Origin of the sequence: Pseudolysinimonas sp., from assembly GCF_051954455.1 — a bacterium.
In the GTDB taxonomy this organism is placed as follows: domain Bacteria; phylum Actinomycetota; class Actinomycetes; order Actinomycetales; family Microbacteriaceae; genus Pseudolysinimonas.
In genome coordinates this window covers 61605-75091 of sequence record NZ_JBQCHS010000003.1, presented here as the reverse complement: position 1 = coordinate 75091, position 13487 = coordinate 61605, and the positions used below count along the sequence as shown (strand labels likewise).

Below are 13487 nucleotides of genomic sequence, written 5' to 3'. Positions count from 1 at the left end.
ATGCGGATGGCGGAGCTCGACGGGCGCACGGCGCTCGTGACCGGAGGCGGCAGCGGGATCGGCGCCGCGATCGCGGAGCGGCTGGCGGCCGACGGCGCCCACGTCACCGTCGCCGATGTCGACGACCGGGCGGCGCAGGCCGTCGCGGACCGGATCGGCGGCAGCACATGGATCGTCGACCTCTCCGACGCGGCGGCGCTCGCCCGGCAGCGGCTCGACTGCGACATCCTCGTCAACAACGCCGGCATCCAGCGGGTGGCGCCCATCGAGGAGTTCGAGCCGGAGATGTTCCACCGGATCCTCGCGATCATGCTCGAGGCCCCCTTCCTGCTGATGCGCGCCGCGCTGCCGCACATGTACGAGGGCGGCTGGGGGCGGATCGTCAACGTCTCGTCGGTGCACGGGATCCGCGCCTCCGAGTACAAGTCGGCCTACGTCGCCGCGAAGCACGGCCTGGAGGGCCTGTCGAAGACGGCCGCGCTCGAGGGGGCGCCGCACGGCGTCACGAGCAACTGCGTGAACCCCGGCTACGTGCGCACCCCGCTCGTCGAGAAGCAGATCGCCGACCAGGCGCGCATCCACGGGATCGACCCGGAGGACGTGGTCGAGACCGTGCTGCTGGAGCGCGCCGCGATCAAGCGCCTGGTCGAGCCGGCGGACGTCGCGTCTCTGGTCGGCTGGCTGGTCTCGCCGCGCGCGGACATGGTCACGGGGGCGTCGTACACGATGGACGGCGGATGGAGCGTGTCGTGATCGACCCGCGGATGGGATCGGTACCGGTCGACGGCGGCGAGCTGGTCTACGGCGAGTGGGGCGACCCCTCGGCCCCGCCGGTGCTCGCGACCCACGGGATCACGGCCTCCCACCTGGCCTGGTCGCGGCTCGCGGAGGCGCTGCCCGATCGGCGGATCATCGCGCCCGACCTGCGGGGGCGCGGCGGGAGCGCGGGGCTTCCCGGCCCCTGGGGGATGGCGACCCACGCCGCCGACATGGTGCGGCTGCTGGACGGGCTGGGCCTCGATCGCGTGCGGCTGGTCGGGCACTCGATGGGGGCGTTCGTCGCCGCCGCGACCGCGGCGCGACTCGGCGAGCGCGCGACGGGGGTGCTGCTCGTCGACGGCGGGGTGCCGTTCGCCGCGCCGCCCGGGCTCGACCTCGACGCGGCCATCACCGCGACCCTCGGGCCGGCGCTCGCGCGGCTCGCGCTGACCTTCCCCGACCGCGCGACGTACCGCGAGTTCTGGGCCGGGACCCCGGCGCTCGGGCCGCTCGTCGACGACGACGCCGTGCGCGCCTACCTCGACTACGACCTGGTCGGCGACCCGCTGCATCCGGCGGCGTCCCCCGACGCGGTGGCGCAGGACTCGCACGAGTTCTACGGCGAGGAGCCGGCGGCGGTCCTCGCCGCGATCACGGCACCGGTCGCGATGCTCTGGGTGCCGCGCGGGCTGCAGAACGAGACGCCGGGCCTCTACACGGCGGAGCTCCTCGCCCCGTGGACGTCGATCGCGACGCGCTTCGTCGACGGGTTCAACCACTACACGATCGTCATGACCGCGCCCGGCGCGGCCGAGGTCGCCGCCGCGCTGGTCGAGCTGTCGTAGGCCCGCTGCGAGGTGGCCACCTCGCCGAGGTGCTCGATGGACCACTCCTCGAGCGCGCGGAGCGGCGCGAGGAGCGTGCGCCCCGCCTCGGTGAGCGCGTACTCGACCCGCACCGGCACCTCCGGGTGCACGGTCCGCGTCACGAGGCCGTCGCGTTCGAGGCCGCGGAGCGTCTGGGTCAGCATCTTCTGCGAGATCCCCTGGACCTCGCGCAGCAGCTCCGAGAACCGGGCGTCCCCGCGCCCGAGGATGCCCACGATGAGCACGGTCCAGCGGTCGCCGATGCGATCGAGGATGCGACGGGTCGGGCAGTCGGCGCGGTAGGGGTCGCCGACGAGCGGGGTGGTTACCACGAAGTGCCTTCTTCCTCTTCGGAGGTTGCTCTCCTACAGTAACCACGCGACACGATCGCATCGAGATCTCGAGGAAAGGCAGCACATGACCCGCATCACCGTCATCGGAGGCACCGGCTACGCCGGCTCGGCGATCGTCGCGGAGGCGGCGGCGCGCGGGCACGAGGTGACCTCGTTCAGCCGCACCCTTCCCGAGACGTCGCTCGCGGGTGTCACCTACGTCCAGGGCGACGCGACCGACGACGCGGCCCTGGCGTCCGCCGTCGAGGGCACGGAGGTCGTGGTCGGCGCGCTCTCGCCGCGCGGCGCGACGGCGGGCAAGGTTCGCCCGGCCTACCACCGGCTCGCGGAGCTGGTTGCCGCCGCCGGCGCCCGGCTGGTCGTCGTCGGCGGCTGGAGCTCGCTCCGTCCCGCAGCCGGGGCGCCCCGCTTCTCCGCGGACGCGGACGCGATCCCGGAGATGTTCCGCGCCGAGGCGCTCGAGATCGCCGCGATCGTCGACGAGGATCTGCCCGCGACCCCGGCGGAGCTCGACTGGCTGTTCGTGAGCCCGGCCCAGAACTACGGCTCCTACGCGCCGTTCGAGCGCACCGGCTCGTTCCGCGTCGGCGACGACGTGGCACTGACCGCCGAGGGCGGGACGCGCATCTCGGGCCCCGACTTCGGGCTCGCCGTCGTCGAGCTCATCGAGCGCGACGAGCACCACCGCACGCAGGTCAACGTCGCGGAGTGATGCTGCGGGTCACCGGTCGAGGGCGTTCTCGACCGCCGACCGCACCAGCGGCCCGAGCACGCGCCCCGGGCGCTCCACACCGATCCCGCGCAGCCGCTCGACCGCGTCGCCGACGATCGTCTCGGAGTAGCCGGTCGCGAGGCGGACGGCGTCCGCGTACGCGGGTCGGTCCGCCTCCGCGATCACGACCGGCTCCGCGCCCATCTCGACGACGAGCGCCTGCGCGATCGGCAGCACCGGAGCGGGTGCCGTCACGGCGCACCACGCGTCGCGGAGGCGCACGAGGTCGATGCTCGTGCCGGTGAACGCCATCGCCGGGTGGATCGCGAGCGGGATCGCGCCCGCCGCGGCCGCCGGCGCGAGCACCCCGACGCCGTGCTCGGCCGCCGTATGCGCGACGAGCTGACCGGCCTGCCACGCGCCGGTCGCGGCCAATCCGCCGACGAGGCCGGCGAGCTCCGGCTCCGGGACGGCGACGATCACGAGCTCGGCGCGCTCCACGAGGTCCGGCACGTCGAGCACCGGGACGCCGGGCAGCAGCACCTCGGCCCGGTCCCGGCTGGTCTGCGAGACCGCGCTGACGCCGACGACGGCGTGGCCCGCGCCGCCGAGCGCCGCGCCCAGCACCGGGCCGACCCGGCCCGCACCGATGACCCCGATGCCGAGGCGCCCGTCGCGCCCGGTCATGCCGGAGCCGGCGGCAGCTCCGGCCGGCGCTCGTGCGGCTGCGGCGGCGCGAGACGCGGTCGCGCGGCGTTCCAGCGGTGGGAGCTGTCGGCGGCGGCCGCCACCACATCCGCCTCGGCCGCGTCGCGGAAGAACCCGACCGCGTCGTCCTGGTCGAGCCCGCCGATGCGCGCGTTGATCGGGCCCTGCACGGTGTGCACGTGCACCGTCGCGAGCCGCAGTGCCCGGAGGAACGGCCCTTGGTGGATCGCGACGCTCTGCATGCGCGCCGTCGGCACCATGACGAGGTCGCGCCAGATCGCCCCCCGGCGCAGGAGCACCGCCTCCGGCCGGAGCGCGAAGCCGTTGCGCCTGCGCGAGAACCACCGCACGATCCGGGCGCGCGGGGGTGAGACCGTGAAGCCGTCGCCGGGGCGGGCGCGGTCGAGCGCGGCGGCCACGAGGTCCGGCATCCCGTCGACGGCGAGGAGCTCCGGCAGCGCGAGCTGCACGACCTTCAGCGCCTCGGCGCGGCTGCCGACCGGCAGGATCGAGGTGCCGCGTCGCCCCTCCTGGCCGCGCTCGCGCGACCGCGACGCGAGGTTGACGCGCACCTCCCACCAGTCGAACGGGCGCCAGAGCAGCTCCTGGCTGACCTGGATCGAGTGGATGCGCCCCGGCGGCAGCGTCTCGTTGCTGAGCGAGAGCAGGCCGTACCCGACGCGCACGCCGTCGGAGGTGCCGGCGATCGAGTAGCGCAGCGACTTCGTCACGCGGCGCACGAGCACGGAGCCGAGGGCGAAGACCGTCGGCACGATCGCGAACAGCAGCTCGTAGACGTGGAACACGAACGCCGCGACGATCGCGACCGCGACGATCCCGAGGAACCAGAGGGTGCCGCTGCTGAGCACCGTCGAGCCGACGAGGCGGCCGGGATGCATCTGCACGACCGAGGTCGGCGGGGCGAGCGACGGATCGAGCTCCGGCGCGACGAACTCCTCTGCGCGCTGGTTGAGCAGGTCGGCGACGCCGCGCGGAGCCGCGGTCGCGCCCGGCGCCCCTTGCGCGGCGGCGCGCTCCTGCTCGCGCACCCCCGACGCCCGACGGAGGATGACTCGGCGGAGCGCGTCCGCGTTGCGGCTCGAGAGGTAGGCGAGGTTGACGTTCGCGTCCTGCCCGGCGACCTTGATCTCCAGTCGCGCAGCCCCGAAGACCCGCGGCAGCAGCTGGCGCGTCACGTCGACGCCCTGGACGCGGTCGAGCCGCCCCTTGCGGTTGGTGCGGAACAGGATGCCGCTGCGCACCTCGACCTCGTCGTCGGTGATGCGGAACGTGTGCACGCGCCACGAGAGATAGAAGACGACGAGGATCAGCAGCAGCACGCCGAGCACGACCAGCAGGGCGACCGGGATCAGGTGGTGCCGCTCGATGAGGTCGATCGGGTCGCCGCCGTAGCGGCCCGCTTCGGGCACGAAGAAGTCGACGATCCGCTCGCGCAGGTTCGCGATGACGATGCCGACGATCGCGACGAACGCGATGCCGCCGCGCAGCAGGGGCGTCGCCGGGTGGAGCCGGTGCCACTCGCCGTCGGCGAGGTCCTCGGCCTTGGCGACCGCCGCCGCGTCGGTCACGACCGCGCCCGGCGGCCGGTCACAGCCCGGCCCTCCGGGTCTCCGCGAGGTCGACGATCTGGTCGCGCAGGGCCTCCGCGTCGGCCATCGGGAGCCCGGGAACGGTCACGTTGCTCGCCGCCGCCGCGGTGACGAGCTTCAGACCGGCCAGCCCGAGCGCGCGGTCGAGCGGCCCGCGGTTGATGTCGACGAGCTGCATCCGGCCGTACGGCACGGCGACGAAGCGCTGGAACATGAGCCCCCGCCGGAAGAGCAGGTCGTCGTCGCGGAGGCGGTAGCCGATCGAGCGCACGCGACGCGGGGTGAACGCGGCGACCAGCACGAGCACGACGAGGAACGCCGCCGGGAAGAGCAGCAGCCACCAGATCCGCTGCCCCGACACCCACCACGGGATCGACGATGCGGCGGCGACGATCGCCCAGCTGAGGATCTGGCCCACGAGGTCCACCCAGACGTAGCGCGGCGACACCCGCCGCCAGTCGCCGGGAGCGGGGTCGAGGCGCGGAGGCACGGTCACGACCGTACCCGCTCGGGGTCGCCGTCGTGCCGGTCGTCGTCGTCCGGCGGCGGGACCCGGCACAGGAACTCGGCCACCAGGCCGCCCGTCAGCAGCACGATCGCCCCGGCGAGGCAGACGAGGATCCGGGCGAGGGTGTCGCCGTTGGAGGCGCTCCGCAGCAGCAGGTCGGCGAGGAGCCCGATCGCGGCGCCCCCGAGGAGTGCGCCGGCGATGCTGCACGCCTTCGCCAGCAGCACGACGCGCGTCGCGTAGAACGGGTCGATGCGGCGGCCGAGCCGTCCGCGCACCGCGCGGCGTACGGGAACCGCCAGCAGCACGACGAGCACGGCGATGATCGCGAGGCTCAGCGCGAGGGTGTATTCGGGGCGGATCTTCGCCATGCCCATCGTGGCGAGCACGGTCTGCGCGCCGAAGCCGACCGCCCCGCCGAAGACGGCGAGCGCGAGGAGCAGCGCGGGGTTGGTCTGCCTCACCGCCCCGCCTCCAGGGCGGCCAGGAGGTCGGCGACCCGGCCGCGCCCGGTGAGCGTCGCCTCGCCGTCGACCTGCAGCCACGGGCGGAGCACGAAGTCGCGCTCCACGGCGTGCGGGTGCGGCAGGGTCAGGCGCGGGTCGTCGGAGACCTCGCCGTCGTAGTCGATCAGATCGAGGTCGAGCGTGCGGTCGCCCCAGCGCTCGATGCGGACACGACCGTGCGCGTCCTCGATGCGGTTGAGCACCACGAGCAGCTCGACCGGGGCGAGGGTCGTGCGGAGGAGCACGACGCCGTTCAGGTACGCGGGAGCCGCCGGGTCCTCGCCCGCGGGCTTCACGGCCACGCTCTCGACGACGTCGGAGACGGCCGTCACCTCGACGCCGTCCTCCCCCGCCAGCTCCCGAACCGCGGCGAGCACCGTCGCGCGGCGGTCGCCGAGGTTGGCGCCGAAGGCCACGACCGCGGGGCGTCCGGCGGCGACGTCGCCCACGATCACGGCCGACCCCGCTCGATGACGACGCGGACGTCGTCGAACGGCACGGCGATCGGCGCCTCCGGCTTGTGCACCGTGACCCGCACCGACTCGACGGCCGGGAACCCGAGCGCGACCGCCGCGACGCGCTCGGCGACGGTCTCGATGAGGTCCACCGGATCCCGCTCGACCGCCGCGACGACCTGCTCGGCGAGCTCGCCGTAGTGGACCGTGCGGCCGAGGTCGTCCGAGCCGGCTGCGTCGCCGAGCGGGAGGCGCACCTGCAGGTCGATGACGAAGGGCTGACCGTCGCGGCGCTCGTGCTCGAAGACGCCGTGGTGCGCGAAGGCGCGGAGGCCGACCAGCTCGATCAGGTCGGTCACGTCGCGCTCTCGAACACGCTCTCCGTCGCACCGACGGGCAGCGCCGCCGGCTCGCGGGTCGACTCGGCGCCGTGCCGCCAGCGCTCCCACACGTCGAGCGCCTGCCGGCTGGCCGCCACGTCGTGCACCCGCACGCCCCAGGCGCCCGAGCGCGCGGCGAGCGCGGTGATGATCGCGGTCGGCGCGTCGCGGTCCTCGAACGGCGCATCCGGGGGCAGCAGCTTGCCGACGAAGCGCTTGCGGGAGGCGCCGATCAGCACGCCGCCGCCGAGGCGGGCGAACTCCTCCAGGTGGCCGAGCAGAGCCCAGTTGTGCACGTTCTTCTTCGCGAACCCGAGGCCCGGGTCGACGATGAGCTTCGCAGGGTCGACGCCGAAGATCAGGAGCTCGGCGACGCGGGTTTTGAGCTCCGCCTTCACATCCGCGACCACGTCGCGGTACTGCGGGGCGGCGTCGGCCCCGCCGCGCCAGTGCATCGCGATGTAGGGCACGCCCGCGGACGCGATGAGCGGCGCCATCGCCGAGTCGGCGAGACCGCCCGAGACGTCGTTGACCAGCCGCGCGCCGACGTCGAGCGCCGCCCGCGCGACGTCGGCGTGCATCGTGTCGATGCTCACCGGCACGCGGCGGTCGGCGAGGCCGGCGACGACCGGCAGCACCCGGCGTCGCTCCTCCTCGGGATCGACCGGCTCCGCACCCGGTCGGGTCGACTCCCCGCCGACGTCGACGTAGTCGGCGCCGAGCTCGTGGAGCTCGACCCCCCGGTCGATCGCCGCCTGGGTGTCGCCCCACACGCCGCCGTCGCTGAAGGAGTCCGGGGTGACGTTGAGGATGCCCAGCAGCCGCGTCATCCGGCGAGCCTAGCCAGCGCAGCGGAACCCTCGCACGCGGTCGGCGGAGCGGTGCGCGCCGCGGGGGCGGCGGCGCGCCCGATCATGCGGTCGCGATGCCGGGGCTCTTGCGAGGCCGCGGCGTCCGCTTCGGGCGCGGGGGCTGCGGCTCGGAGTCGACCGCGCCGTCGGTCGCGCCCGCGTCGATCGGGGCCTTCGGCATCTCGATCGGCGGCAGGTCGCTTACCGGGCGCTTCGTGCTCGAGAGCCATTGCGGGCGCTCCGGGAGCTTCCGCACATCCGCGAAGATGCGCGCCAGCTGCTCGTGGTCGAGGGTCTCCTTCTCGAGGAGCTCCTGCGCGAGCGCATCGAGGATGTCGCGGTTGTCGTTGATCACCTGGTACGCCTCGTCGTGGGCGGCCTCGACGAGCTTGCGCACCTCGAGGTCGACCTTCTCCGCCAGCTCCTCGGAGTAGTCGCGCTGGTGGCCCATGTCGCGGCCGAGGAAGACCTCCCCCTGCGACTGCCCCAGCTTGACCGAGCCGATCTCCGACGACATGCCGTACTCGGTGACCATCTTGCGGGCGATGCCCGTGGCCTTCTCGATGTCGTTCGATGCGCCGGTCGTCGGGTCGTGGAAGACGATCTCCTCCGCGACGCGACCGCCCATGGCGTAGGCGAGCTGATCGAGCAGCTCGTTGCGGGTGACCGAGTACTTGTCCTCGAGGGGCAGCACCATCGTGTACCCGAGGGCGCGGCCGCGCGGGAGGATCGTGACCTTCGTCACCGGGTCGGTGTGACGCATCGCCGCCGCCGCAAGGGCGTGGCCGCCCTCGTGGTACGCGGTGATGAGCTTCTCCTTGTCCTTCATCACGCGGGTGCGGCGCTGCGGACCGGCCATCACGCGGTCGACGGCCTCATCGAGGGCGCGGTTGTCGATCAGCTGCGCGTTGCTGCGCGCCGTGAGGAGCGCGGCCTCGTTGAGCACGTTCGCGAGATCGGCGCCGGTGAAGCCCGGCGTCTTCCGGGCGAGCACCTCGAGGTCGACCCCCCGGGCCATGGGCTTGCCCTTGGCGTGGACGGTCAGGATCTTCTTGCGGCCCTCGAGGTCCGGCGCGTCGACGCCGATCTGACGGTCGAAGCGGCCCGGGCGCAGGAGCGCAGGGTCGAGGATGTCGGGGCGGTTGGTCGCCGCGATGAGGATGACGTTCGTCTTGACGTCGAAGCCGTCCATCTCGACGAGCAGCTGGTTGAGGGTCTGCTCGCGCTCGTCGTGCCCGCCGCCGAGGCCGGCGCCGCGGTGGCGGCCGACCGCGTCGATCTCGTCGACGAAGATGATGGCCGGCGAGTTCTGCTTCGCCTGCTCGAAGAGGTCGCGCACGCGGCTCGCGCCGACGCCGACGAACATCTCCACGAAGTCCGAGCCGGAGATCGAGTAGAACGGCACGCCCGCCTCGCCCGCGACCGCGCGCGCGAGGAGCGTCTTGCCGGTGCCGGGAGGGCCGTACAGCAGCACGCCCTTCGGGATGCGGGCGCCGACCGCCTGGAACTTGGCCGGGTCCTTCAGGAAGTCCTTGATCTCCTGCAGCTCCTCGACGGCCTCGTCGGAGCCCGCGACATCGGCGAAGGTGACCTTCGGCGACTCCTTCGACACGAGCTTCGCGCGCGACTTGCCGAACTGCATGACGCGGTTGCCGCCGCCCTGCATCGACGAGAGGAGGAACCAGAAGATCACGCCGATCACGAGCACCGGCAGCAGGAGGCCCAGGATCGAGAGGAACCAGTTCTGCTGCGGCACGTCGTCGTTGTAGGTCGCACCGGAGCTGTCGACCGCCTTGACCACGTCGGCGCCGCGCGGGGCCACGTAATAGAACTGCACCTGCGTGCCGAAGTCCTTGTAGGACTTGTTGAGGGTGAGGTCGACGCGCTGGTCGCCGTCCACCACCTTCGCGCTCTTCACGGTCCCATCGGTGCTCAGCAGCTCGAGCCCCTGCTGGGTGCTGATCTGCCTGAACCCCGAGCTCGTGAGCAGGGAGTAACCGACGATCGCCGCGGCGATGGCGACGATGATCCAGATGAGGGGCCCGCGAAGGAACCGCTTGACGTCCATATGGTGCACACCCGGGCTCTGTTGCCCGCTCCTGACAGTGGCCCTCAGGCTATCGCGCGATTCCTCGGCGCCGTCTGCGCGTTCGCCGGAGGCGGACCCAGCTTCACCTGACTATGCGTAGACGTGTGGCGCGAGGACCGAGACGTCGCGCAGATTGCGGTAGCGCTCGGCGTAGTCGAGCCCGTAGCCGACCACGAAGGCGTTCGGGATCTCGAACCCGACGTAGCGGGCGTCGATCTCGATCTTGGCGGCCTCCGGCTTGCGCAGCAGCGCGCAGATCTCGACCGACGCGGGGCCGCGGCTCTGCAGGTTGGAACGCAGCCAGGAGAGCGTGAGGCCCGAGTCGACGATGTCCTCGACGATGAGCACGTGCCGGCCGGCGAGGTCGGTGTCGAGGTCCTTCACGATGCGGACCACGCCCGAGGACTGCGTGCCGGCGCCGTACGACGAGACCGCCATCCAGTCCATCTCGACGTCGCGCTTCAGCTCGCGCGCGAGGTCGGCCATGACCATGACGGCGCCCTTCAGCACGCCGATGAGGAGCAGGTCGCGGCCCTCGTAGTCGCGCTCGATCTCACGGCACATCGCCGCGATCCGGTCGCGGATCTGCTGCTCGGTGAGGAGCACCTCGGTGAGGTCGTTCGCGACGTCGGCCGACTCCATCAGTCCTCTTCCTGTCGGGGGTCCGGGCGGGATTCGAAGTGCAGGAGGGCGCCCCGCCGCACCACCCTAACGCCGGGCAGGTCGACGCCGGCCTGCCCGTGCCAGTCGGTCACGAGGCGGCAGACCTCGAGGGTCTGCGCGCGGCTGAGCGCGACGCCGAACTCGCTGCGGACCGCGAGCCGGACGAGCCGCTGGCGGAGCGCGGGCGGGTTCGCGGCGAGCGCGGCGGCGGGGAGGGTGAGGCCGGCCTCGGCGTGATCGGCGAGGTCCTCCGCCACCTCCTCGGCGAACGCGTCGAGCGCGGCGTTATCCTCGCGGAGCTGCTCCGCCGTGCGCGCGAGGGCGTCGGTGACGCCGGGGCCGAGCTCCGCCTCGAGGAGCGGCAGCACCGTGGTGCGCACCCGCACCCGCGCGAACGCCGGGTCGTCGTTGTGGGGGTCGCGCCACGGTTCGAGGCCGGCGTCGGCGCAGGCCTGCGCCGTGGTGGATCGTCGGATGCCGAGCAGCGGCCGGCGCCAGAGCCCGGCGACCGGCGCCATGCCCTGCAGGCTCGCGGCGCCCGACCCGCGGGCGAGGCCGAGCAGGACGGTCTCGGCCTGGTCGTCGAGGGTGTGGCCGAGGAGGACCGCGGCGGCGTCCTCTTCGCGGGCGACGCGTTCGAGCGCGGCGTAGCGCGCGTCGCGGGCTGCGGCCTCGGGGCCGCCGGCGGTACCGACCCTCACCCGCTCGACGCGCACGGGGGCGAGGCCGAGCGCGGCCGCCTGCTGCGCGGCGCGGGCGGCGACCGCCTCCGATCCGGGCTGGAGGCCGTGGTCGATCACGACCGCGCCCGCGGCGATCCCGGCCCGGGACGCCTCGAACGCGACCCCCGCCGCGAGCGCGAGCGAATCGGGTCCGCCGCTCAGCGCGACCAGCACGAGCGGCGCGCGCTCCGCCGTCCCTGCCGTCCGTGCCGTCCCTGCCCGGAATGCAGGAGATTCCCCGGAGTCGGCGACGACATCCCCGCGAACGCCCGTCGGAGGAGTCGGATCTCCTGCATTTCGGACAGCGGGCGGGACGGGAGCGAGGGGCGCGAGGTCGGCGAGCGACGCTCGGACCGCCCGGCGGAGGTCGGCGACCGCGGGCGTCAGTCGGGGCCGGGAGGGCATCCACTAACGTTATGCGCGACTTCGCAGCGCGATTCATAAGGAGCGGAATTGGCCACGTACGACGCCGTCATCGAGATCCCCAAGGGGAGCCGCAACAAGTACGAGGTGGACCACGAGACCGGTCGCGTCTTCCTCGACCGCGTGCTCTACACGACGTTCGTCTACCCCACCGACTACGGCTTCTTCGACAAGACGCTCGGCGACGACGGCGACCCGCTCGACGTGCTCGTGCTGACCCAGTACCCGCTGTTCCCGGGCGTGGGCGTCAAGGTGCGCCCGGTCGCGGTGTTCCACATGACGGACGACGGCGGGGGCGACTCCAAGGTGCTCGCCGTGCCCGCGAAGGACCCGCGCTGGGACCACATCCAGGACCTCGACTCCGTCCCCGAGTACACGAAGAAGGAGATCGAGCACTTCTTCGAGCACTACAAGGACCTCGAGCCCGGCAAGTGGGTCAAGACCGAGGGCTGGGAGGGCGCGGAGGCCGCGGAGGCCCTCATCGCCAAGGCGCAGGAGGCCTACGTCCCCGGTCACTGACCCGGGACGACGCCCGCCCGGGGCGGGTGGCGCCGGCTCAGCCGGTCGGGCGGCCGACGTACGGCAGGAGATCCTGCGTGTAGATCGGGTAGTCGCGCACGAGCTTGCCCGGTGACGGCGCCTCGATCATGCGGCCCCCGCCCGTCGCGAGCGTGACGTGGTCGATGATCCCGTCGCGGAGCGAGCTCGCGCTCGAGTAGAAGATCAGGTCGCCCGGCTGGATGCCGGCGCTCCGCGGCACGAGGCGCACCGTGTAGTACTGCCGCGTCGAGCTGTGGCCGCCGATGTAGATGCCGGCCGCCTCGTAGGCCCGCATCGTGAGCCCGGAGCAGTCGAAGGAGTCGGGACCGGCTCCGCCCCATACGTACGGCTTGCCGATCTGGGCCCGCGCGTACGCGATCGCGGTCGCGACGGCGTTGGCGTTCGGCGTCGGCGGGGTCGGGTCGACGTGGCTCGGCGGCGGTGCGGTCGTTCCGCCACCGGAGGACGAGCCGCCGCCGGAGCCGCCGGAGGATCCGCCCCCGCTCGACGAGCCGCCGCCGGAGGACGAGCCGCCTCCCGACGACGAGCCGCCGCCCGAGCTCGGGGCCCCGGAGGTCACCGGCTGCAGCGCCGCCTCGGCGGCCGCCTGCTCGAGCGCCGCCGTCGTGCCCTTGAGCTCGGCGAGCTGCGCGTACATCGTCGTCTGCGACGCGGTCGCGGAGGCCAGCTGACTCTCCGCCTGAGCCGAGGCGGTCTGGGCCGCGGTCATCGCCTTCTGCGCGTCGTCGGCCCGGGCGGCGCGTGCCGCCTTCGCGGCCGACGCCTGCTTCGCGAGGGACGACGCCTGATTCCGGTCGAAGCTCGCCTTCGCGAGGATCGCCTGCGCGCTCGCGCTCAGCCGGTTCATCGATCCGAGCCGCTGCAGGAACTGATCGGTCTCCTTGCCCGACCCCGAGAGGAGGCCGAGGGTCAGGTCGCCGCCGCCGGTGCGGGCCAGCTGGGCGATGATCCCGGCCGCCTTCCGCTGCGACGCGGCGGCGGTCTTGGCGGCCGCCTTCTGCTGGTCGGTGAGCTGCTGGAGCTTGTCGGTCGCGGCGGCGAGGTCCTGCTCGGCGAGGTTGTACTCCTCGGCCGCGGCCTGCGCCGAGGAGGCCGCCGCGTCCGACTGCTGCTGGTACTGCTGCAGCAGGCCGCCGATCTTGGCGATCTCGGCCTGCTTGGCCGCCTCGCTGCTCTTGGCCGCGGCGATCTCGCCCGGCGTGGGCACGTCGACGCGCGGCACGGCGTCCGCCGTGAGCGGGACGCCCGCGATCGTGAGCGCGAGTGCGATGGACGCGGCAGCAGCCGCCGCCCCCCAGGGGCGTCTGCGTGCGTCCATCAG

General features: G+C 73.4%; 16 protein-coding genes. 4 read left to right on the top strand and 12 right to left on the bottom strand.

The window, feature by feature from the left end; translation table 11 throughout:
- Both ACTHM3_RS01445 and ACTHM3_RS01440 read left to right on the top strand, forming a co-directional pair.
- Positions 1-753, top strand: a complete 753-nt coding sequence (locus ACTHM3_RS01445) for a 3-hydroxybutyrate dehydrogenase (protein ID WP_440404305.1) — start codon at positions 1-3, stop codon at positions 751-753.
- Complete coding sequence (locus tag ACTHM3_RS01440; RefSeq protein ID WP_440404304.1) at positions 738-1604, top strand: alpha/beta fold hydrolase; 867 nt, start codon at positions 738-740, stop codon at positions 1602-1604. The genes ACTHM3_RS01445 and ACTHM3_RS01440 overlap by 16 nt, the downstream gene beginning before the upstream one ends.
- Here the strand turns inward: ACTHM3_RS01440 and ACTHM3_RS01435 are convergent.
- Positions 1538-1957 carry a winged helix-turn-helix transcriptional regulator gene (locus ACTHM3_RS01435; RefSeq protein WP_440404303.1) on the bottom strand — a complete coding sequence of 140 codons (420 nt, stop codon included), beginning with the start codon at positions 1955-1957 and terminating at the stop codon, positions 1538-1540. The genes ACTHM3_RS01440 and ACTHM3_RS01435 overlap by 67 nt on opposite strands.
- Positions 1958-2042: 85 nt before the next feature.
- Here ACTHM3_RS01435 and ACTHM3_RS01430 point away from each other — a divergent pair, with 85 nt between their 5' ends.
- A complete protein-coding gene (locus ACTHM3_RS01430; RefSeq protein ID WP_440404302.1) occupies positions 2043-2690 on the top strand; it encodes an NAD(P)-dependent oxidoreductase in 648 nt (215 codons plus the stop codon).
- 9 nt (positions 2691-2699) lie between these two features.
- Here the strand turns inward: ACTHM3_RS01430 and ACTHM3_RS01425 are convergent, their stop codons facing one another.
- The 10 genes from ACTHM3_RS01425 to tilS all read right to left on the bottom strand — a co-directional run bounded on the left by ACTHM3_RS01425 (position 2700) and on the right by tilS (position 11587).
- Complete coding sequence (locus ACTHM3_RS01425; protein WP_440404301.1) at positions 2700-3377, bottom strand: DUF2520 domain-containing protein; 678 nt, start codon at positions 3375-3377, stop codon at positions 2700-2702.
- The gene (locus ACTHM3_RS01420) at positions 3374-4987 is read right to left on the bottom strand and encodes a PH domain-containing protein (protein ID WP_440404300.1); all 1614 of its coding nucleotides are present in this window, start codon (positions 4985-4987) and stop codon (positions 3374-3376) included. The genes ACTHM3_RS01425 and ACTHM3_RS01420 overlap by 4 nt, the downstream gene beginning before the upstream one ends.
- Positions 4988-5006: 19 nt before the next feature.
- Positions 5007-5498, bottom strand: a complete 492-nt coding sequence (locus tag ACTHM3_RS01415) for a PH domain-containing protein (RefSeq protein WP_440404345.1) — start codon at positions 5496-5498, stop codon at positions 5007-5009.
- A gap of 2 nt (positions 5499-5500) precedes the next feature.
- Positions 5501-5980, bottom strand: a complete 480-nt coding sequence (locus tag ACTHM3_RS01410) for a DUF3180 domain-containing protein (RefSeq protein WP_440404299.1) — start codon at positions 5978-5980, stop codon at positions 5501-5503.
- On the bottom strand, positions 5977-6477 hold the full coding sequence (folK, locus tag ACTHM3_RS01405) for a 2-amino-4-hydroxy-6-hydroxymethyldihydropteridine diphosphokinase (protein WP_440404298.1): 501 nt from the start codon (positions 6475-6477) through the stop codon (positions 5977-5979). The genes ACTHM3_RS01410 and folK overlap by 4 nt, the downstream gene beginning before the upstream one ends.
- Positions 6474-6836 (bottom strand): dihydroneopterin aldolase, encoded by a 363-nt coding sequence (folB, locus tag ACTHM3_RS01400; RefSeq protein ID WP_440404297.1) that lies wholly within the window; start codon positions 6834-6836, stop codon positions 6474-6476. Before folB ends, folK begins: the two co-directional genes overlap by 4 nt.
- Positions 6833-7687, bottom strand: coding sequence for a dihydropteroate synthase (folP, locus tag ACTHM3_RS01395; protein WP_440404296.1), 855 nt, complete (start codon positions 7685-7687; stop codon positions 6833-6835). Before folP ends, folB begins: the two co-directional genes overlap by 4 nt.
- Before the next feature lie 82 nt (positions 7688-7769).
- Positions 7770-9776 carry an ATP-dependent zinc metalloprotease FtsH gene (gene ftsH, locus ACTHM3_RS01390; protein WP_440404295.1) on the bottom strand — a complete coding sequence of 669 codons (2007 nt, stop codon included), beginning with the start codon at positions 9774-9776 and terminating at the stop codon, positions 7770-7772.
- A gap of 111 nt (positions 9777-9887) precedes the next feature.
- Complete coding sequence (gene hpt / locus ACTHM3_RS01385; protein ID WP_440404294.1) at positions 9888-10439, bottom strand: hypoxanthine phosphoribosyltransferase; 552 nt, start codon at positions 10437-10439, stop codon at positions 9888-9890.
- Positions 10439-11587, bottom strand: a complete 1149-nt coding sequence (tilS, locus tag ACTHM3_RS01380) for a tRNA lysidine(34) synthetase TilS (protein WP_440404293.1) — start codon at positions 11585-11587, stop codon at positions 10439-10441. The genes hpt and tilS overlap by 1 nt, the downstream gene beginning before the upstream one ends.
- Before the next feature lie 48 nt (positions 11588-11635).
- On the opposite strand from tilS, the gene ACTHM3_RS01375 reads away from it, so the two are divergent.
- Positions 11636-12124, top strand: a complete 489-nt coding sequence (locus ACTHM3_RS01375) for an inorganic diphosphatase (RefSeq protein WP_440404292.1) — start codon at positions 11636-11638, stop codon at positions 12122-12124.
- A 37-nt stretch (positions 12125-12161) separates the two neighbouring features.
- Here the strand turns inward: ACTHM3_RS01375 and ACTHM3_RS01370 are convergent, their stop codons facing one another.
- Positions 12162-13484: a C40 family peptidase gene (locus tag ACTHM3_RS01370; RefSeq protein WP_440404291.1), complete on the bottom strand. Its 1323-nt coding sequence runs from the start codon at positions 13482-13484 to the stop codon at positions 12162-12164.
- Between the last annotated feature and the right edge of the window lie 3 nt (positions 13485-13487).

What these genes read in the sequence shown, in the direction of transcription:
- hpt (WP_440404294.1), bottom strand. Translation starts at nt 10,439, where the DNA reads ATGGAGTCGGCCGACGTCGCGAACGACCTCACCGAGGTGCTCCTCACC.
- folP (WP_440404296.1), bottom strand. Translation starts at nt 7,687, where the DNA reads ATGACGCGGCTGCTGGGCATCCTCAACGTCACCCCGGACTCCTTCAGC.
- ACTHM3_RS01370 (WP_440404291.1), bottom strand. Translation starts at nt 13,484, where the DNA reads ATGGACGCACGCAGACGCCCCTGGGGGGCGGCGGCTGCTGCCGCGTCC.
- ftsH (WP_440404295.1), bottom strand. Translation starts at nt 9,776, where the DNA reads ATGGACGTCAAGCGGTTCCTTCGCGGGCCCCTCATCTGGATCATCGTC.
- ACTHM3_RS01440 (WP_440404304.1), top strand. Translation starts at nt 738, where the DNA reads ATGGAGCGTGTCGTGATCGACCCGCGGATGGGATCGGTACCGGTCGAC.
- ACTHM3_RS01430 (WP_440404302.1), top strand. Translation starts at nt 2,043, where the DNA reads ATGACCCGCATCACCGTCATCGGAGGCACCGGCTACGCCGGCTCGGCG.
- ACTHM3_RS01445 (WP_440404305.1), top strand. Translation starts at nt 1, where the DNA reads ATGCGGATGGCGGAGCTCGACGGGCGCACGGCGCTCGTGACCGGAGGC.
- tilS (WP_440404293.1), bottom strand. Translation starts at nt 11,587, where the DNA reads ATGCCCTCCCGGCCCCGACTGACGCCCGCGGTCGCCGACCTCCGCCGG.
- ACTHM3_RS01425 (WP_440404301.1), bottom strand. Translation starts at nt 3,377, where the DNA reads ATGACCGGGCGCGACGGGCGCCTCGGCATCGGGGTCATCGGTGCGGGC.